This window comes from Phocaeicola sp., assembly GCF_057861905.1.
Genome location: NZ_DBMACV010000001.1, coordinates 68,928 through 89,024, shown reverse-complemented (window position 1 = coordinate 89,024; position 20,097 = coordinate 68,928). Strand labels below are relative to the sequence as shown.

The following is a 20,097-nucleotide window of genomic DNA, read 5'->3' as shown; positions in this document are numbered from 1 at the left end:
TTGAAATGTTCTGACCCCGGCCTGCACCGTGAGGTGCGGGTCGGGGACTTTTCAAAATCGGGTTGCTTACGCAACTCAATGAACTATCACTTAATATCTTATTAGAGTGTAGATTCTGAATAATCCAAAACAAAAGTGATATTACTGTTCTCATCCGCAGTGAATTTCCCAACACCGATAAGTTCCGGGAAATCTTTTGTCCAAAATGATACTTCAACCGTAGTATTGGGTTGAATGTCAAGTTGCGTACAAAGCTTTTGCGCTTCTTTTTCACAAAGACTGGTGAGGGCATCAAATCCGTCCCTAACTTTTCCACATTTAATTTGTTTTACTTCCATAATTGATGATTTTATTGTTTTACGAAATCTAATTTATATCCTAAAGCATTGGCTATTTTGGAAAGAATGTCCAAACCTGTGGACACTTTTCCTTGTTCAATCCGGCTAAGATTTGCTGGATTTATCCCGGTTATAGCAGAAAGCTGGCGAGCCTCAATCCGTTTTTCTTCACGGATTTCCCTAATTCGTTTTCCTATTCTTTTTCTTTCATTATCATTGAACGTTCCGACTAATAATGGCTGTTCCAAATTATGCTTGGTGAACCACCATGTAAAAAGTCCCAGCAATTCGTCATATGGAGATATGTCAGAATGAACATTGAAAAGCTCATGAATCGCTTTTACATAACAGTCTTCTGCTTGTAATGGAAATGTCGAATTGAACAACAATACAGTTGTTTCTCCCGAATCATGAATCAATCTGATTTCTGACTGTCCATTGGATTTTGATACAAAAGATAATCCTTGAACCATATTCTTTTCTTTTATGTCGCAAATATACAAGATAATTTTTAATTGGCAAATATGATAACTATAAATTATTTCTTTTGATTACGATTTATATATGATTTTGGTATGACAAATCTCAATATATCATCTATTTTCAAGATTGAACTAGTCTAACATATCTCCAGAAATTGAAACTATAGTCTCAACAAGAATGACTGTTCCATCTTCCAATGCAATTTTCTTTTCAAAATCATCATATGCTCGTAATATTCCGGAAGTGCTTACATACCGACCTCCTTCCTTTTGAATATCAGGAATAAAATAGGTGAATGTAAAATTGGGACGCTCACCGATGTGGTCAATGGCATAAGCCAGCCGCTTGGACAGTATCTCCTGTTCGTCCGATGACAGTATCCGCCTCGGAGCGGTCTGCCGTGCGGTCTCGGCTATCGCCTCGTCATGGCCGGTCAAGGCGGCGAATGGCGCGAACTGGGCGGCACGGTTTATCATTGGCATCGGTTTCCGGGTCTTGGAAACGTGGTGCGGCAGGTGGATGATGTCGTCATATCTACTCATGGTGTCCTCCTATCTGCCGGTTGCGTTCCCTTTGGGTGGCTCCGTCCGCATAGTTCAACCCTTTGAGGATGGCGTTCTTACCGAACTTCTTCTTTATTTGTAGCACGGCTTCTTGGCGGCGGCGTTCCCTGGCCAGCATCTCTTCTTCGGCTTTCTGTTCCTTTTCCAGTTTCCCGTAGTCGGTGAAAAGATCGAGTTGGACTACATGGCTGTTTGGCTGTATATCCGTCTCGTGCATAAGATGGTTTGCCGACAGGGTGATGCGGCGCACCAGCAGGTCGGGGTTTACGATGCGGTCAAACAGTCCGCCGGCCTTCTCCATGAGGATTGTTTCGGAAGAGGTCGGACGCTCCATGTTTACTGTTCCGTGGGCATGAACAGGGACTTGTCTGCCGTAGCGGTCGGTCGCTATTTTGCCTTGATACTTTTCCCGGATATCCCTGTCCGTCAGCGATTCGGTGTCATAGCCGATGGTCAGCACAAGCTGGTCGGTCACCAGTTTCTTGTCAACCAGGTCGAGTGAGACACTGTCCGCCATTTCCAGTACCACATTCCGTGCCTTGACTGCCGTATAGGGCGACTGGAGCACCTGTCCGCTGCTAACTGAGTTTGTTTCCGGACGGTATGCCTTTATCAAGTCCATAGTCACAGGTTCCCATCCCCAGGCATGGTCTATCAGCAGTTCCGCATTGACCCCGAACAGCTTGTACAGCAAGTCCTCACGCTCAATGGAACAGCTGGCGATGTCGCCCATTGTCAGGATGCCGTATGTGGCCAACCGTGCGGCAATTCCACGCCCCACGCGCCAGAAGTCCGTAAGCGGTGTATGCTCCCACAACAGACGGCGGTAGGTCATCTCATCCAGTTCCGCGATGCGCACGCCGTCCTTGTCGGCGGGCATTTTCTTGGCCACAATATCCATTGCCACCTTGCAGAGATAAAGGTTCGTACCGATTCCGGCGGTGGCGGTGATGCCTGTCTCGGCCAGCACCTCCCGGATGATTTTCATGGCCAGCTCGTGAGCCGTCATCCGGTAATTCTTCAGGTAGGACGTCACGTCCATGAAAACCTCGTCGATGGAATAGACATGGATGTCCTCCGGGGCGATGTGGCGGAGATACACCTCATAAATGCGTGTGCTGTACTGGATGTAATGTGCCATGCGCGGCTGTGCCACCAGATAGTCCACGGCCAGTTCCTTACGCGAGTCCAGCTCCTTTTTGGAGTGGGACTTCCCGGAGCGTCCCCGCTGCCGGTTCACCTCACGCACCCTCTGCACCACCTCGAACAGCCGTGGCCTGCCGCCGATGCCGTAGCTTTTCAGCGCGGGCGACACGGCCAGGCAGATGGTCTTCTCCGTCCGCGATGGGTCGGCCACGACCAGGCATGTGTCGAGCGGGTCAAGTCCCCGTTCGACACACTCCACCGAGGCGTAGAATGACTTCAGGTCAATGGCTATGTATTGGCGTCCGGAATGCATGTTCATCGGTCTCCTTTGTTATAGCCCACCGTGGGTTCGGCGGCAATGGCTGTTTCATCCTCCGGATTTCCCAAGATGTAGGGGCGTATCTGTTTGGGTGATACGGATTGCCCCAATGCCGGGTTCAACCGTTCTTTCAGCCTCGTATTGCGTTTCAGCACCGTCATATTGCGGATGGCAAATGAGAGTGCCTTCCTCGTGCCGATGAGCACGCATATCTTCTTGGCACGGGTGATGCCCGTATAAATCAGGTTGCGTTGCAGCATCACATAGTGGGTCATCAGGACGGGCATCACCACGATGGGGTATTCCGAGCCTTGCGACTTGTGGATGGTGGTGGCGTAGGCCAGCGTCAGCTCGTCCAGTTCCGAAGCATCGTATTCCACCAGTCTGCTGTCGAAGTTGACGGACAAGGTGCGCTCCTCCAAATCGACCGATTCTACGAAACCCAAGTCTCCGTTGAACACATCTTTGTCATAATTGTTCCGCAACTGCATCACCCTGTCACCCTGGCGGAACAAATAACCACTACGGTTCAGCGACACACCCGAAGGATTCAGTGCCTGCTGCAAGGCCATGTTCAGGTTAGCCGCACCTACTGTTCCCCGTTGCATGGGCGTCAGCACCTGGATGTCGGCTGTTTTCCGGTGATAGGCTTTGGGCAGACGGTTCTTCACGAGGCTCACAATCTCTCCGGCCACCTTCTCCGGATCTTCCTGCTGTATAAAGAAGAAGTCGGTATCCTTACCGTTGCTGGTATCGGGGAAACGACCCTGGTTGATAGCGTGGGCACTCATCACGATGCGGCTGGACTGTGCCTGCCTGAAAATGCGTGTCAGGCGGGTGACGGGTATTTTTCCACTGTCTATAATATCACGGAGCACGTTGCCGGCTCCCACGCTGGGCAGCTGGTCGATGTCGCCCACCATGACGAGGCGCATGGAAGTGGGGACTGCCTTCATCAGGTTGTTCATTAGGATGATGTCTATCATGGAGCACTCGTCTACAATGAGCGCGTTACCTTCCAGCGGATTCTCTTCGTTGCGTTTGTAACCATCCTTCGGATTGTACTCCAACAGGCGGTGGATGGTCTTGGCCTCCATGCCCGTAGCCTCGCTCATCCGCTTGGCGGCCCGTCCGGTGGGAGCGGCCAACAAAATATGCAGTCCCAAGTGTTTCAGTGCGGCGATGATACCTTGGGTCGTGGTGGTCTTGCCCGTGCCGGGTCCGCCCGTCAGGACCATGACCTTGGAGCGAAGGGCTTCCTCAATGGCCTGCAACTGCACCTCGTCATACGTGATGCCTGTTTCTTTGGACAGTTCCGCTGCATTGAACCTAGTCGCAAAGAGATTGCCTTCCGATTCACGGAGCAGGGCAAGCAAGCGGTTGGCCGTGCCCACCTCGGCAAAGTAGAACGGAGGCAGGTAGATGGCTTCATCCTCTATCTTCAGGTCTTCCGTCCGTGCCATGTCAGCCAGGGCTTTGCGGATAGAGTCCTCATCCGCTTCCAGCAGGCTGATGGCGGCTTTCACCAGCTGCTCCTCCTCGGCATATACGTGTCCTTCATTGGCCAGTTGGTTCAAGGTATAGATGATGCCGCTCTTGCAGCGACGCAGGTCGTTCTTCTCATATCCCATCTTCCCTGCGATTCCGTCAGCTGTCTTGAAGCCGATGCCCCAGATGTCATCCGCCAGGCGGTAAGGGTTCTCTTTCACCTTGTCGATGCTCTCCTTGCCGTATTGGCGGTATATCTTGGCTGCATAGGCCGTGCTTACCCCATAGCCTTGCAGGAAAAGCATCACGTTCTTGATGTCCTTCTGCTTCTCCCAGCTTTCGCGGATTTTCTCCACACGCTTCCTGCCGATGCCCGGCACTTCATACAGCCGTTCGATGTCGGTCTCTATCACCTCGATGGTATCCAGCCCGAACCGCTTCACAATGAGTTGGGCGAACTTCGGCCCGATTCCTTTCACCAGACCGCTTCCCAGATATTTCTCAATGCCATAGACAGTGGCAGGCATCACTTCCTCCCAAGTCTGACAGACAAACTGGCTGCCATAACGCTTGTCCACCTTCCAATCACCTTCGCACAGCAGCACGCTTCCGGCAGGTACATCTAACAGGTTGCCTACCAAGGTCACAAGGTCGTCATAACCTTTCACCTTGACTTTCATGACAGAATATCCGTTCTCCGGATTCTGATAGGTGATGCGTTCTACTACACAGCGAAGTTTGGGCATGAATTACAATTTAATTATTCTCAATGACATATTTTATTCTCATCAGTTCAGCTTAAAGTTTTCAAGTAAATCTATCCTATTGAAAACTAATGATAGTCCATAATACGCTTCCCGTGGAGGATGGCTATAGAGTTCATCTAAAGCTTTATTAAGAACATCTTCATTTATATATTTGCTCTTTATGGGATAGATGGTCTTTTCTCCATCTTTTACACTTGCAAGACTTGGTTGTGTCACACGAGCAGTAGATAGACTTGTAACATCATAGCTGTAAATCAAACTTGCGATTGAAGATACAAAGAAGTTCGATTCGTATGGGTTATTAATGGAAGCATAAAGACTATGTGGTAAAACTTCCTCCAAATTTGAGAGTAATTCTTGGATGGTATATGCTTTCATCCGAATATCATTATAAAATGCAGGATTTATGACTTTCCAAAAGCAGAGCATGAAATATACATCAGGCATTAAGTGTGTGCTTGGTCCAAATTGCATTAAGGCCAAACGTGCATAAGCATATATTCGATCCATTTGTCTCAGATTTACTTGTGAAGCCTGACATAATTGGTGAGCTGTTTCCTTAAACCAATCTCCTTCACCTTGAAAGCCTGTATGTTGCATACGTTCGCTATTTCGGAAAAACTCATCAAATCCATATTCGTCGTAAAGATAGTTACAGAATTTTTCTAATTGTGGAGCCGGCAATGTGTATTCAATGTCAATGAACCGGCGTAGGTACTCATTGGAATCCATATTCATAGACCCAAAATAACCTTGTATGGCATTGCATAGCTGTTTTTTGTTAATAGCCAGTACAAATACCAAATTAGGAATGTCAAACAAATGTTTAATTCGTTCCAGAACTGATACCGCATAGTTGGGATTGCATCTGTCTAACTCATCAACAAAAAACACAACCGGATGTTCTTTTGCGTTGTCTGCCACATATTCCATAACTTGGCGTTTGAACTCTTCTATCGTTTCTTTTTGTACGGCAAATTCTTTCAGATATTCTTCGCCTATTTCTGATGTTTCAGAGATAGCAACATCCAATTCATCAGATTCTACTCCAGTTACTTTTCTCAAAAGCCCTTTTCCGACAGAAAGTGCTATTCTTGCAGCATAAGATGCCAGTCTGTTCACATTGCCATTTTGCGATGACAACTCTTTTAACTCAGATACGATGGACATTAAGGCGTCGTCCGAAAAATCCGTTGTCCAAGCATTGAAATACAAAGTTTTGAAACCATCGTTTTTAAGTTTTTGTCCCCACATTTTGACAAATGTAGTTTTTCCGGCACCCCATTCTCCATTAAGTGCCATAACACAACCAGATTGCCCATAAAACTTTACAATATCCGTCAAAATATTGCCGAGGTGGCTTCTATCCAATTTGTCATTCTGAAATGGATTTCCTTCCGGTATTTCCAACTCTAATGTTCTGCACTTCATATATGCTGTACTCATTGTATTACAATATTATCTCACATAATCCAAGTCTCCCAACATCCGGTCTATCACAATACGTAAATCGTGTTTAAATCCGTCATCTTGGTATGCCTTGTATAAAGACATGTCTCCTTTGCGCTTTTTCCGCATAACTCGGTCAATAATAATTCCCAAGGCTTCATCCACAGCCTGTTTGTCGGGATTCCCGACAACAAGGTTTTGGTAATCATCATCCTCTGCTACGGCTTTGGTAATGCTTAACAACTTGGCCTTTTGGTCATCGGGTGCGGCATCCCACCCCTTAAACCAACGCTCATTAAACTCGGCCAGAATGGCATCCAACGGGTCTTTAGGTTCTTCATTGCTTCCACCGTTGACCATCACAGGTTTATTAGGGTCAATGACAGATTCACCTGCATCAAGCCCGATGGTTTCATTCAGGGCTGTTCGGCGCAATCCGTAGGTATTCAAGTCGACATAATCCAGCAAATCCTTTATGTCCTTTCCTCCACTTGACTCAACATGAAGTTCGGGTATGAGGAAACGCAAGAACCAAAACATTTTCTCCCAATCCTTTACCTCATAACCCATGATAGCAGCGACTTTGGAGTAAACCCTCACAAACTGTTTACACTTCATCTTGAAATCTGCCTTGCCGTTTTCCGGCCATTCAATTTCTGTGTTGAAACGTTCTGCCGCCGTATCTATAATCGGTGCCCATTTATCCGCTTCTTCTCCATGCAAGTACATGCCCACAAATTCATTTACTTCGTCCATGTCAAATACGCCGATGCCTAACAGAGTAGCTTTCAGCTCATGCAGGACATTCACATCTGTGGCTTCCGATAAGACGGTGGAAGTATAGAAGGGATTGAAAGCGTCTTCCATATCCTTTGTGCTGTTATAGAAATCCAAGACAAACAAGTCTTCACTGCGCTTGCCAAGTTCCGGGGCAGCACGGTTCAGCCTTGACAATGTTTGTACCGCCAGCACCCCGTCAAGCGGCTTGTCAATATACATTGCACACAATTTCGGTTGGTCAAATCCCGTCAGGTATTTGTTGGCCACTACCAAGATACGGTAGTCATCCGATTCAAAATTTTCCGCTGTTTTCGTGTCCGGGAATCCATTCATTTCGGTTTCGGTGTATTCCCTGCCATTGACGGCCTTTGTGCCGGAGAATGCTATCAGAATCTTAAACGGTATTTTCTTCTTGTCGGCAATTTCACACAGAGCTTTATAATACAAGATAGCGCATTCTATATCCTTTGTCACAACCATAGCCTTGGCTTTGCCTTTTAGTTTATGGTTGCGGAATATCTTGGCATCAAAATGGGTCAGCATGATGTCCGCCTTTGCCTCAATGGTCTTAGGCTCACGTTCCACCGCTTTGCGAAGCAACTTCTGGGCTTTCGCATTGTTGTATTCCGGGTTGTCCTCTATGCTTTTGGTCAGCTCGTAATAACTTCTGTAGGTGGTGTAATTAGTCAGCACATTGAGAATAAAGCCTTCTTCTATGGCTTGCTTCATACTGTAAAGGTGGAACGGATGGAATTTGCCATCCTCACCTTTCGTTCCAAACCGTTCGAGTGTTTCTTTTTTGGGCGTGGCTGTAAATGCAAAATAGGAGCAGTTGGTGCTCATTTTGCGGTCTTTCATCAGCTTCTCCAACAGTTCGTCTGTGTCGATTTCTTCACAATCTTTGTCTTTTTGAATGGCCTTGTTGGCACTGTCGGCGGCTATGCCCGATTGCGAGCTGTGTGCTTCATCAATAATGATGGCAAAATTCCGGTCACTCACATCGGCAATGGAATCACAGATGTATGGAAACTTCTGTATGGTTGTGATAATGATGCGCTTACTTTGCTCGATGGCTTCTTTGAGCATTTTCGACGTATCGGCATGGGCGATGATTTTTTCACTTTGCCCGAATGCTTTGATATTGTCGGTTATCTGCTTGTCGAGCAGGCGACGGTCTGTCACGACGATCACCGAATCATACAATTTCCCATCAAGCGATTTGGCGCGGAGTGCATCCATTGTGGTAGGACAAACATCAATCAACTTGAATGCAAGCCAAGTAAGTGAGTTGGATTTGCCCGAACCAGCCGAATGTTCAATAAGATAGGTCTTGCCAATTCCCGTCCGTGATACTTCTTCCACCAACTTGCCCACAACATCCAGTTGATGAAAACGAGGGAAAATGAGCTTTTTGGCGTTCTTCATGATATGAGGTACTTTCTTTTGTGTCTTTGACTCACCATAGTCGAACAGCACAAAGCTCTTGATGATGTCGGCCACTGTATCTTTCTGCAATACCCATTCCCACATGTACGAGGTCTTATATCCTCCATTGACATTAACCGGATTGCCAGCACCCTGTCCGTTGGGCAACCCTTGGTTGAAGGGCATAAAGTATGTCTTGTCGAGGTTGAGCCGTGTGGTGAAGTACACTTCGTCCTTGTCCATAGTGAAATGTGCCAGGCAGCGTCCGAATTTCAACAAGGTGTCTTTGGGATTGCGGTCTTCCTTATATTGTTTTTGGCCGTCATAGCGGGCTGTTTGATGCGTCCAGGGATTCTTGAACTCAAAAGTGAAGAGTGGTAGGCCGTTCACGTAAAGCACCATGTCTATCTCATCGCCGGGATGCAAAACGGAATAAGTCTGCTGACGGGTGATAGAGAATTGGTTTTGAGCGTACTTGATTCTTGAAAGCTCGCTGTCGGCCTTTGAGGGTTTGGGATAAAACAGCGTAAGGTGTATGTTGTCGATGTCTACTCCTTTCCTAAGCACATGGATGATGCCAAATGTATCAATGGCTTTAGACAGCTGCTTGGGCAGTTCCGTCCGTATGTCTTTGCCCTTGTATTCGTCAAGGATGTCTTGCTGTGTCGTTTCAAGAAATGACCATAAGCGGCGCATATCAAAAGCATATTTCTTCTCGGTCATGTCCTTGGGTTGTCCCCAATAATATTGGTCGGGCGCAGGCTGTTGTTTGTCCACGTCCGTCGCACCTGTTTGTTGGCGTTCCTCCAAGGTATTGCCTACAAGTGCTCTTTCTATCAAGGCTTCAAAAGCCTGTTCATTTGTTCCTGATACGTTCATGACACTTTTACTTTACCTGTTACTACTTCGTTGATGATGATTTGCTTACGTTCCTGAAGGAGTACGATCCGGTCTTTCGTTTGTTCTAGCGCCGTATTCAGTTTCTTCAATCCTTTATCTAAATACGCAACAATACATTTTTGTTCTTCTTTTGAAGGCTTTAGAATCGGAAAACGCTTCAACGCTTCCATATCGACATATTGGAAACATGTAGAATTGGCGTTATTCCGGCAAAAATCGCCTACCACGTACATGAAGTAAAACAAATACATGGGGTCGAAGTCTTCGACCAGCGATTTGCGAATGTTAAAATTCGCAAATCGCTGATTCGCAAGCGAATCAGCAATTAACATTGCGTGCTCGCCAATGGAAGCAGTGCATATCGCCATAATATACGATCCAGCCTTGAACAAACCCTTTCCATTCACTGCCTTGTGGGTTACGTATTGTATTGATTCATTCAAAATACGTCCACTCTTCCTTATATCTTCCATGCGATACCAAGGTATTGTTCCATTTGTCCAATAACTTTTATTATTCTTTGATGGAGTGTAGCCATTTCGTATTTCAAAGACATATTTCAACGGCAGTTGTTCCCAGTGTCCTGGAATTTTTCCTATCCATTCCATGCCGCTATCTTTCATGGAAACATTAGGGTTAAACCCTTTGGTTACAGCATGATTGATGATTATCTGCTTGCGCTCGTTCAAAAGGTCTATCACCTTCTGCTGTTGAGCAATGGCTTTATCTATCTTTACCGTTGCGGCATCAAGATAGGCAGCAATGGATTGTTGTTCGGGAAACGGAGGAATTATTGTTAATACTTGACCAAAATCATCCGTGTACATTCTCCAACGTGAAGGAATAACACCTGTAGAACGCCTTGCAAATTCAGCAAGATACTGAGGTGTTTTATACAAATAGTGCATGAATTTAGGATTATAATCATCTGTGAGTTTATACACACAATAAGCAGGACTAACAATGCCGTCATAAGCAGAAACTCCTAATCCTCCCATCCAAGCAAGCATTATATTGATTACAAGATTGTCTTTTGACACTTTCTTATAACCTATTAAGGATTCACTTCTTGAATCATTTCTAGCCTTTGTTATTCCATCGTTTTGTGAAACAGACAATAAGCCCTCATTGCCCTTTTCTGACAAAGAAAAGAGTTCTTGCCAAATATATTTAGCTTTTTTTATTTCCCAATGCTTCGGAATCTCTCCCAACCATTGTACACCGCTATCCTTATATTCGCTATATCTTTCCATGCAAGCAGAGTTATTTTATCTCATCATTATCCATTAAGAGCTTACGCATTTCTTCCATGTCAGGAAGAGAATTTCGCATCTTCTCGTCCATGTCTGCCGCTGTCTTATAGGTAGCTACACCCATCGGACTGTTATAGTCGCGGATGACATATTCCACAAAGGCTTTGTCGGCACTCTTGCACAACAGGATTCCGATAGTCGGATTTTCGTGTGGCTTGCGCACTTTATCATCAAGCACACGCATATAAGTTTGAAGCTGACCGATATACCCGGACTTGAACGCTCCCTTTTTCAATTCAACTACCACCATGCAATTCAACTCACGGTTAAAGAAAAGCAGGTCGGGAAACAGTTCCTCTGTGAATATCTCCAAATGATATTGATTGCCAATGAAGGCAAAATCGCGTCCGAATGTCATGATGAACTTCTTGATGTTGCGTACTATGGCTTGTTCCACAACACGCTCGTCCACATCGTCAGCCTTGTCTACTTCCATTTCTTCCACGTTGATATAGTCAAGCAGATATTCATCCTTGAACATACCGACGGCTTTCCGGGCATCTGCCACAGGCATGGTTTGCAGGAAGTTGTTTGTGGCACTTCCCCTGTTCTGGTACAGATTCTCTTTCAGTCTGCTGCGCAGATCGTATTTATCCCATTTGTGCAAAACGGACTGGTGGATATAAAACAGCACTTCATGGATGTCTCTCGTCTTATGCAGTATTTCCATGTGATGAGAGAAACTGATACCCAAGAACTCTTCCCGGTTGATTTCGCTCGCCACGGGCGACCATTTTTGTAATGAAAAGCCGTCTATATCAATACCGCTCTCAACAACAGGTAGTTGCAATTCGCTCGCCGTTGGCGAGCATTTTAGATACGCCTCCCAATACTCGGCAAATGTACGCATATTGCGTATGTTTTGTTCGGAGAACCCGCGTAAGCCGGGCAGCTCTCTTTTCAACCGTTCGCTTATACGACTTATGGCTCCTGTACCCCATGTTCCGGTGCGTGAATTGGCCGACACATATCGTCCTATGCCAAAATAGAGTGACAGCTGTTCGCCGGTAATCAACTTGACCGAACGATACTGGCTTTGCAGGATAGCCTGCTTGATGGCTGTCACCGCTTCATTATATTGTTGTTCCATGACTATCATAATTCCGTTGTTTCAAAAAGTGACCGTATAAAACCTTGACTCTTCTCGTCAAGGGCAAGAATATCACGCTCGTTCTCTTCGAGGGAGCGCAAAGGGGTAGGCTTGTAAAAATACTTGTTAAATGAGATTTCACAGCCTATTTTTGTTGATGGCAGGTTAATCCATGCGTCATCTACATAAGGCCTGACTTCACGCTGGAAGTATCCATAAATATCCTCTTTAATGGGTATCTTCTCGCTATCGCGGAGATCGCTGTCTGCCTCATATTCCACATACACATTTTTCTTCGCAGCCATATATCCATAATCAGTAAGTCTTTCTTCGGGTACACCGAATGTGGCCAAAAGGTTGTTGATGTCTTTGCTGTTGGCACGATGTTCCTTTTTGATGACAGGTGCAGCCTCCGGGTCGGTGACTGACATTGCACGGGCAATGATGCCAAGAGCGGCGGTTTTCAAATCAAGCTTCAAATTTTTTGCCGCTGCACAAACTTCGGTAAAGAACCGGTTGTAGTCCATGAACACCTCAGTTCCTACAACCTTCATCAGTTCCTTGGCTGCTTCCATCAGTTTGCGCCGCTCCTTCCACGCCTTGGCAGACAATAGCTTGACAAGTTTCTTGTCTGTCATCTTGATTTCCTGCTCGTTCAGGTATTCTTTGATAGACGGTATTTCTGTTTCTAATCCCTCATACACCTGTTCGCCGTATGTCTGGTAGAGCCACTGGCTTGTTTCGAGGTCACTACTGTCATAACGCATGGCGTCAATCCGGAGTGCATTGAATTGGCTACGAAGTCGTAACGGGCGTTCAATAGTTACGTTGTAGTAGCGAAAATCATCCCCATCGAATATCTTGGAACTGACTTTGTTCTCTTCATCTACCTCCTTTTCTACAAAATTCATATAGACTTGTAGGATAGCTTCCCGATAAGAGTCGGAAATGGTGCAGTTTCTTGAACCTTGGTTCTTTCTCAGTTTCTCAAACGCCTGTGAAGCGTCTATGAGTTGCACTTGCCCTTTCCTTCGTTCCGTTTTTTTGTTGGTCAGCAGCCATACATACGTGGAAATGCCCGTGTTGTAGAAGATGTTGTTAGGCAACTGCACGATGGCTTCTACCAAATCGTTTTCAATAAGATAACGGCGGATATTGCTCTCGCCGCTTCCAGCATCACCGGTGAACAAAGAAGAACCGTTATGGATGGATGCAGCACGGCTTCCCTGTGGCTGATATTCAAGCGGCTTCATCTTGTTTACTTCTTCTAAAAGGAAGAGCATCTGCCCGTCAGATGTACGGGGAGTGCAATCCAACAATTCAACCTCGCCTGCAAAGTTGGTCAGCTCAAGTTCAAAGCGGTGGTCAAGCAATGTTTTCTCGTGGTATATTTTCTTTTTGTCTTCTTTCCATGACTTTCCGTATGGGGGATTCGTCAGCATATAGCCAAACGACTTGTCTGCGAAATGGTTTTCTGTAAGTGTATTACCACAATATATGCCGTCAGGGTCAACACCCTTGATGATGACATCGGATTTACAAATAGCGTATGTTTCCGGGTTTATCTCCGTACCGGATAACTGGATGGCACTGCTCCGCACCCCAATGTCAAGCAGGTATTCACGGCCTTCGGTCAGCATACCACCGGAGCCGCAAGCTGGGTCGTATAAGGATATGATTTTAGGCAAATCGTCCTTGACCGGTTCAAACACCATATGAGCCAATAAAGAGATAGCATTCCTGGGGGTGAAGTGCTCACCGGCTTCCTCGTTGTTCTCTTCATTAAACTTACGCAGAAGTTCTTCAAATACGGTTCCCATACCCACATTTGTCAGGGCAGGAAGTGGCAAGCCGTCGGGGTCAGTGGTCTCTTTATCGGTCAGGTTGATACGCGGATCTGTAATCCGTTCAATGATGGACAACAGTCGGTCATTATCTGCCAACTTGCGGGCTTTAGAATAGTATTCAAAATGTCTCAACACATCACGCACGTTTTCGCTATATCCGTTCAGATATTCCACGAAGTTGTCGTATAGAATGTCATTGCTGTCTGAAGCCTGTGACTTCAAGCGGTTGAGCGTCCATTTGCTTGTATTGAAATAACTGAGTCCGGTTATGTCTTTCAAGACACCTTCGTCAACATTTTCTATACCACTTTCCTTGATTTCTTCTTCCACTTCTTCCTTGGTCGGTTCAAGAAGTGCGTCAAGACGCCGCAGTACGACCATGGGCAATATCACATCGCGATACTGCCCCCGCAAGAAGACATCCCTTAATACATCATCTGCGATATTCCAGATGAGGGCGACCATTTGGCTATGTGAATTATCTATCATGCTGTGTATCCTTTCCGTTTAACAATGCCCTGGGGTCAACATCCAGTAACTCAGCTATCCTGCTCAAAGTCGGCAAGGATGGCTGTGTGATATTGGAGCACCATTTACTGATGGTCACAGGCGACACCCCCAGTTCTTGTGCCAACCAAACTCCTGTCCGTTTCTTTTCGACCAAAACCAATTTTAGTCTGTTTAAATCTCTTTCTGCCATGTTTAATGAATTAAACTATACGGCAAAGGTATAACATTTCTTGGAAAATTTACGCATAGCTCATGGAAAACATCTATTATGAGCTTGATTTAGGTATGCGATGCAATCTCAATACGATAAAATGGAGAATATAGAGGAGCTACTCAGCGAACTTACTCCGTGCCAACGGCACCAAGCAAGTTCTGCTGACAGGCTATTACAGTTGCTTGGATAATCCCAATCCGCTGCTATAGAGAGAACCTACAAGATTTCGCCTGCTTCATTTCGCAGGTTCTCACTATGACAGCGATCTTGGGAAACATAGGGGCTATAATGCTCCCTAATTGTACTCACTACTCCTAAGACGGCATATTGTTCTTTTTAGGCAGAAAATTATGACTTGATTTTGCAAGACAGAATCATCGTCTCGTTTTCGGAATCAATATCCACCTTATTCATATTCCAATCAAGTTCGGACAATTAAAGTTCGTGTAATCTCCATTCATAATTGCCCCATTCGAGAAAACAGTTGAACCGTGTTTCTCTACACCATGCTGCTTATGGATATGACCAAACAAATGCAGGCAGGGTTTTATTTCTTCTACCCTCACCAGAAGTTCTGCCGAGCCATAGTTTATCCCATCGTCAAAATCGAGCACACCATAAGGTGGACAATGGGTAATCAACACATCCGTATCGGCAGGTATGGCCGCATAGTTACGAGTCTGACGGTCAGAAATACAATCCTCCATGAACATAGGAACTCCATAGTATTTCACTCCGTCAATTACCACGCCTGAATTGCAGAGATAATGCACATTTTCATCCAACCCGTCTATATTGGCTCCGTATAGACAGACATCGTGATTGCCACAGATAAAAATCTTGTGCGGGTAAGGGAGATCGCAAAACCAATTCATGAAATCAATGGCTTCTTGCTCGCTCCCATTCATGGTGAAATCTCCAGAATGTATAAGGATGTCAGCATCGGGCTGCCGGTTAAGCCGCCGATGCTGATTGTGGGTATCGGAGAGGTGGAGGATGGATAACCTATTCATTGGATGTTTTTTTCTGAGATGAATTCTGCAAATTCAGTTTCTACTTGTTGGCAGAAACTCTTAATGTATGGAGTGCCATCACTCGGCTTTGCAATATTAAAACAATAGTATTGCTTTTTGTCACCTTGTTCGTTCTCCAACACAATGGTACGCCTCTTGTAATCCCATTCCTGCGTCATGAGATAGATATCGTATTCCTTATTGTTACTTTGCTTATACCATTGCAGATAAAGCTCCTTTCCGTTTACATGATAGATGAAGTTTATACTAAGATTTCCCCAAAACAGTCCGGTGCCGGCTATTCTCTTATTGCTATCGGTCAGTTCTATAATTCCAGCATCTAATAGTTGGTTCAAATAGGTATCGCGCATCGGATAGTTCAACATTACCCCATACTTATAGCCACAATAGTACAAAGCATCATGTGGATGACGGATATACAGATTCCAGTTATTTGTGTTTTCCGATACGAGGAACCTAACGAATGATTCATTCGCCAATAGTCGTATTTTATCAGACTTTGTCTCATTCGAAGGAGAATGCCCCATCAACAAATGGTGAACCGGTTTTGAATAGATATATTCGTTGGAGGTATTGACTTTGGTCAGGATGTTTTCTTTCCATGTTTTTGCGGTACAAGTAAATATCTTGGCATTCCACCAGAATTGTAATTCCCAACTGTCACAGTAGCTGTATAGCGTATGCAAGGCTTCCACACGCTTCTCCGTCCGGATACCTTCTTTATCGAACAACAGCCTTGCGGTCTCCATCTTTTTATCAAAGCAACTCCAATCTACCTTTCCTTCTTCGTTGTTGAAAAGGAAGGCGATGGCACCTTTGAAGAACGTAAAGTTCTCTGCTGCGTATATTTTACCTTTCCAGTCAGGGCCTTTCTTTATTTGTTTGGCTTTCGATATTTCTTCCAATAGCTGTCTCCGGCTGAATGTGTCTTTTATCTGGCTTTCGTCTATTCCGGCTAAGTAAGTGATGATGTCGTCCGAAGCATTATTGGGCATTGCTGCATTTCCGAGTTTGGGCAATTCATTGATTCCCTTTCCAAAGAAACGGATGGCACTGATGCTTTGTTCCTTGTCTATATAGCTGTTCTCCACTATATTCCATACAAAATGCATCCAGTCTTTTAGGCTGTTTGTGTTCACCTCTTTACATGTGGTCAGATAAACGCAAATAGCATGGAAAACTACTTGTTGCGGATAGGTAAGCGTGTATGGAGTATTATCTGTCTTATTGTTTTCTGTCTTTTTATAATGTGGGATAAAATAGAATGGTGTATTGCCGGTTTTATCTTCGTCTGACCTCCAATAAGGCCAAAAAAGCTCATCCATAGCCTGTTTGACTTTTCCTTTTCCATAATCTTCTGTTAGTTTTTCATACTGTCTACACAGATTGTTCAAGCAAGCCGTAAGTTCACCGATACATTCTTTAGTGAGTACATCATTGTAGATGCTCATGCTTTGATAATGGCAGTCTGTTTTGTTTCCTTTCTTATCTGCCGTGGACAGCATCTTATACAAATCTTCCATTGTTATCTTTTCCGGTTTAGAACTTGTGTTCGCAATGCGCCAATTGAGGAAAAATCGGTTGAAGAAACTCATGTAGATTTCATCAATGCGGTCTTCGGTGGACCGGAAGTGCCAAAATAGATCTGTCCACCGAGTGTCCATCAACACACTGAATCCATCTTCTTTACTTGCATCATTCTCCGGTATCAAATACTCCCGGTCGTTCTGTTTGTATTTCAGCAAATCGGCCTTGAAGTTCTCAAAATCGGTCAGGACTTTTCCACGGGCATTCATCTTGATGTACAGGTCATCGGTCAGCGGCATGTTTTTGTCTTCCATGTTCAACAGATAGAATTTAACAGGTGCCTTCTCTTCATCTTTCAATCGTTCCAAAAGTTCCAAAGCCCTATCTTTTGTCCATTTTAGGTAATATTCTTCAATACCGTCTATTATGTCTGTTTCGTTGCTGTCCTTAATGTCCGTACCTTCCAGCATACGCAACATGGATTGTATGGTAGGATCCTGATCGTAAATGGAATAATACCAGCGTTGGTTGCGTATGAAAGAACGGATGCCGTGATTCTTTGGTTTATATTTTTCGTTTATGTCACAAAGTTTTTGGCAGAAGGTTCGGGAGGAGACTCTTGTTTCGTATGAGAATCGTTGCAGTGTTGCCCTATCTTCGTTTAATGTCCCCGCACATAAAGCCAAATACCAATGCAGCAGCCATAACGTAGTCAGACGTTGCTGACCGTCGAGCGGATAGAAAGTGTCCGCTTCCACACTTCCATAGACAAAATCGAGCACCAATGGCTTAGCATCCCCTTGTAGTGCGGCAAACAACTGGCCAAGGAAACGTTCCCGAAGATATTCTTTGCCAATTCTGCCTTGTGCATAGTCGCGCTGAATGATGGGAATGACTATTTTCTTTGATGCCAACAGACTCCAAAACGAAATGTTCTTGCTATATTCTGTCATAATAAAAATTCTTTAAGTGTGACTTTGATGTTATTCATATAAGCTATGGCATCTTCCTTGTTCCAAGTATTGAAATCAGACGATGCAGCGTTGTAGTACTTCAGGAAGACAGATTTGGTGCATGGCGGGATGAAAGAGGATTGACTTTCTTGGACTTTACACTCCACAATCGCTCCGTTCTCGTCAACCGTTGGCGGAAAGAACCTCTTACCCTGATCCTTGCCAATGATGACTCTACGCTTGGCCGGAAAGATGGCATTTCCATAACTCCGGTTGGTGGATGAATCCAGCAGGGCAAAGTTCCATATTTTATTCTTCTCAATCTGAGACAGCCGAATATTCCCGTTTATGTCATCAATACTGCTTCGCAGCTCTTCAAATCGCTCGTTTCGTGCCTTCTGCTTGTCCGGATCTTCGCTTTGTTCGTAATTCTTTCCGGTAAATTTCTCGAAGAAGTCTTTAATATTTTTCCTGATTTCCTTGAATACCTCACCCTGGAGTCCGAAATAGGCATTAAGCAACCATTCGCGCTGCGATTGTATATCATTCAGTTTGTTTTCAGTATTTGAGTCAATATGTTCCACGTCCCAATCTTCTGATTTATACAAATGAAACGGGAATTTGTAAAATACACCCTCCCGGTATTTCTTGTTTTCAGCCAATACATTATTCTGGTTGATGACTGTCTGCAGGTTGTACAGAAGCAAAATAGGACGACAATTCTGCTTGACCCCACCTTTGAATTCTTGGGGAACTTCCGCATCAACTTCATAGACGGTATTTTCAATGTCCTTGTAACGGATGCTTTCCTTGATTGCCTTCATAAGATAATTTTCTCGGAAAGCCGATTTGGTGGCATATCGTGTCCATTGCCGATAAATTCTGTTTACGCTTTTTCCGATGCAAATCAAGAAACCGATATAATGGTACAATTCCTTGTCATCAAACCACTCTTGCAAGGTCTGGAAAATCTCTTTTACTTTCTCCCAGATAGTTTGGATAGCTTCTTCTTTTTGCTTCTGTGTTTCAAAATAATGATTGAAGTAACGGAATGTTTTGAGGTCATCATTCATCTGAATCTCTTGGTCATCCTTGCAATGCAGCATGTCTTCTTGACAAATCATGTCAAAGATGAAATCAATACGTGTCGAACGTTCGTTGCCGGGTTCGTTAAGGAAGAGCCAGAATTCATTGGATTGAAGTGTGTATTCTATGACATCCCATTCCATAGCTATCTCCTGCTGACGTAACCTGACTCTGCTGTAGTCATCGTTCGGGAAGTTGGATTTGTTTAGTAAAAGTGCCTTTATTAACTCTGCATTGGTCAACGAAATCTTTCCGATGTTCAGCCGTGTAAACACCTCTTTGGGGTTATTCTCTTGGGTTTCATACCAAATGAACTTTACCTGATGGAGCAAAACGTTTCGAAAACGGTCAATGTCTTTTCCCTTCAGCCAATTGTTGGTGCAATTGACAGCTTGTTTAATGTAGTAATAATCAATGTTTTCCTTGACATTAGAGTCTGGAATTCCGTTCATAATGCCATCTAAAAAAGAGGCGCTGTTTTTACGGGTCTCATACTCAATATCGTAGAAATGAGGTTGCTGTAACACTTCTAAAATAAGGCGAATGGTAGTCAGTCTCTGTTGTCCGTCCACTACTTCCCATTGTTCTTTCAGCAAGTGTCTTACTTCATTCAAATCTTTTGCCTCATGTATTCGCTTCATTACTGAATCTTCATCGGAAAGTCTTTTCACGATGACTAATGGCTGCAAGCAATAAATGCTGGCATTACCTTTCTTCTCGCTGAACTCAAGTATATCTTTCAGCAAATCTTTCACTTGCTGCTGCGTCCAACGATATCCCCGTTGATAGGCAGGAATATAAAACGCCATGTCCTGCAGTTCCGCAATGGATTTTAATTCTAATGTATTCATCGTATCATAAGTTT

General features: G+C 44.7%; 14 protein-coding genes. All 14 read right to left on the bottom strand.

All coding sequences use genetic code 11. The annotated features are described in order from the left end of the window. Positions 1-101: 101 nt before the first annotated feature. The 14 genes from ACZM60_RS00350 to ACZM60_RS00285 all read right to left on the bottom strand — a co-directional run bounded on the left by ACZM60_RS00350 (position 102) and on the right by ACZM60_RS00285 (position 20,083). Positions 102-338 carry a hypothetical protein gene (locus ACZM60_RS00350; protein ID WP_289560784.1) on the bottom strand — a complete coding sequence of 79 codons (237 nt, stop codon included), beginning with the start codon at positions 336-338 and terminating at the stop codon, positions 102-104. A gap of 11 nt (positions 339-349) precedes the next feature. After that, complete coding sequence (locus ACZM60_RS00345; RefSeq protein ID WP_289560786.1) at positions 350-811, bottom strand: helix-turn-helix domain-containing protein; 462 nt, start codon at positions 809-811, stop codon at positions 350-352. Positions 812-952: 141 nt separating this feature from the next. Further along, positions 953-1,363, bottom strand: a complete 411-nt coding sequence (locus tag ACZM60_RS00340; protein WP_489520512.1) for a hypothetical protein — start codon at positions 1,361-1,363, stop codon at positions 953-955. Beyond that, complete coding sequence (locus tag ACZM60_RS00335; RefSeq protein ID WP_489520511.1) at positions 1,356-2,849, bottom strand: Y-family DNA polymerase; 1,494 nt, start codon at positions 2,847-2,849, stop codon at positions 1,356-1,358. Before ACZM60_RS00335 ends, ACZM60_RS00340 begins: the two co-directional genes overlap by 8 nt. Further along, positions 2,846-5,083: an SF1B family DNA helicase RecD2 gene (gene recD2 / locus ACZM60_RS00330; protein WP_489520510.1), complete on the bottom strand. Its 2,238-nt coding sequence runs from the start codon at positions 5,081-5,083 to the stop codon at positions 2,846-2,848. Before recD2 ends, ACZM60_RS00335 begins: the two co-directional genes overlap by 4 nt. Positions 5,084-5,125: 42 nt before the next feature. Further along, the gene (locus tag ACZM60_RS00325; RefSeq protein ID WP_489520509.1) at positions 5,126-6,550 is read right to left on the bottom strand and encodes a KAP family P-loop NTPase fold protein; all 1,425 of its coding nucleotides are present in this window, start codon (positions 6,548-6,550) and stop codon (positions 5,126-5,128) included. 12 nt (positions 6,551-6,562) lie between these two features. Next, positions 6,563-9,637 (bottom strand): type I restriction endonuclease subunit R, encoded by a 3,075-nt coding sequence (locus tag ACZM60_RS00320; protein WP_489520508.1) that lies wholly within the window; start codon positions 9,635-9,637, stop codon positions 6,563-6,565. Then, positions 9,634-10,911, bottom strand: a complete 1,278-nt coding sequence (locus ACZM60_RS00315; RefSeq protein WP_489520507.1) for a restriction endonuclease subunit S — start codon at positions 10,909-10,911, stop codon at positions 9,634-9,636. The genes ACZM60_RS00320 and ACZM60_RS00315 overlap by 4 nt, the downstream gene beginning before the upstream one ends. A gap of 10 nt (positions 10,912-10,921) precedes the next feature. Next, positions 10,922-12,067, bottom strand: a complete 1,146-nt coding sequence (locus ACZM60_RS00310; RefSeq protein WP_489520529.1) for a PDDEXK nuclease domain-containing protein — start codon at positions 12,065-12,067, stop codon at positions 10,922-10,924. After that, a complete protein-coding gene (locus ACZM60_RS00305) occupies positions 12,067-14,397 on the bottom strand; it encodes a type I restriction-modification system subunit M (protein ID WP_489520506.1) in 2,331 nt (776 codons plus the stop codon). The genes ACZM60_RS00310 and ACZM60_RS00305 overlap by 1 nt, the downstream gene beginning before the upstream one ends. Beyond that, a complete protein-coding gene (locus ACZM60_RS00300; protein ID WP_489520505.1) occupies positions 14,387-14,608 on the bottom strand; it encodes a helix-turn-helix transcriptional regulator in 222 nt (73 codons plus the stop codon). The genes ACZM60_RS00305 and ACZM60_RS00300 overlap by 11 nt, the downstream gene beginning before the upstream one ends. A 434-nt stretch (positions 14,609-15,042) precedes the next feature. Continuing rightward, entirely contained in the window at positions 15,043-15,645 is a 603-nt protein-coding gene (locus ACZM60_RS00295; RefSeq protein ID WP_489520504.1) for a metallophosphatase domain-containing protein, read from the bottom strand. Then, a complete protein-coding gene (locus ACZM60_RS00290) occupies positions 15,642-18,146 on the bottom strand; it encodes a GmrSD restriction endonuclease domain-containing protein (protein ID WP_489520503.1) in 2,505 nt (834 codons plus the stop codon). The genes ACZM60_RS00295 and ACZM60_RS00290 overlap by 4 nt, the downstream gene beginning before the upstream one ends. Then, positions 18,143-20,083 carry a DUF262 domain-containing protein gene (locus ACZM60_RS00285; RefSeq protein WP_489520502.1) on the bottom strand — a complete coding sequence of 647 codons (1,941 nt, stop codon included), beginning with the start codon at positions 20,081-20,083 and terminating at the stop codon, positions 18,143-18,145. Before ACZM60_RS00285 ends, ACZM60_RS00290 begins: the two co-directional genes overlap by 4 nt. Positions 20,084-20,097: the final 14 nt, after the last annotated feature.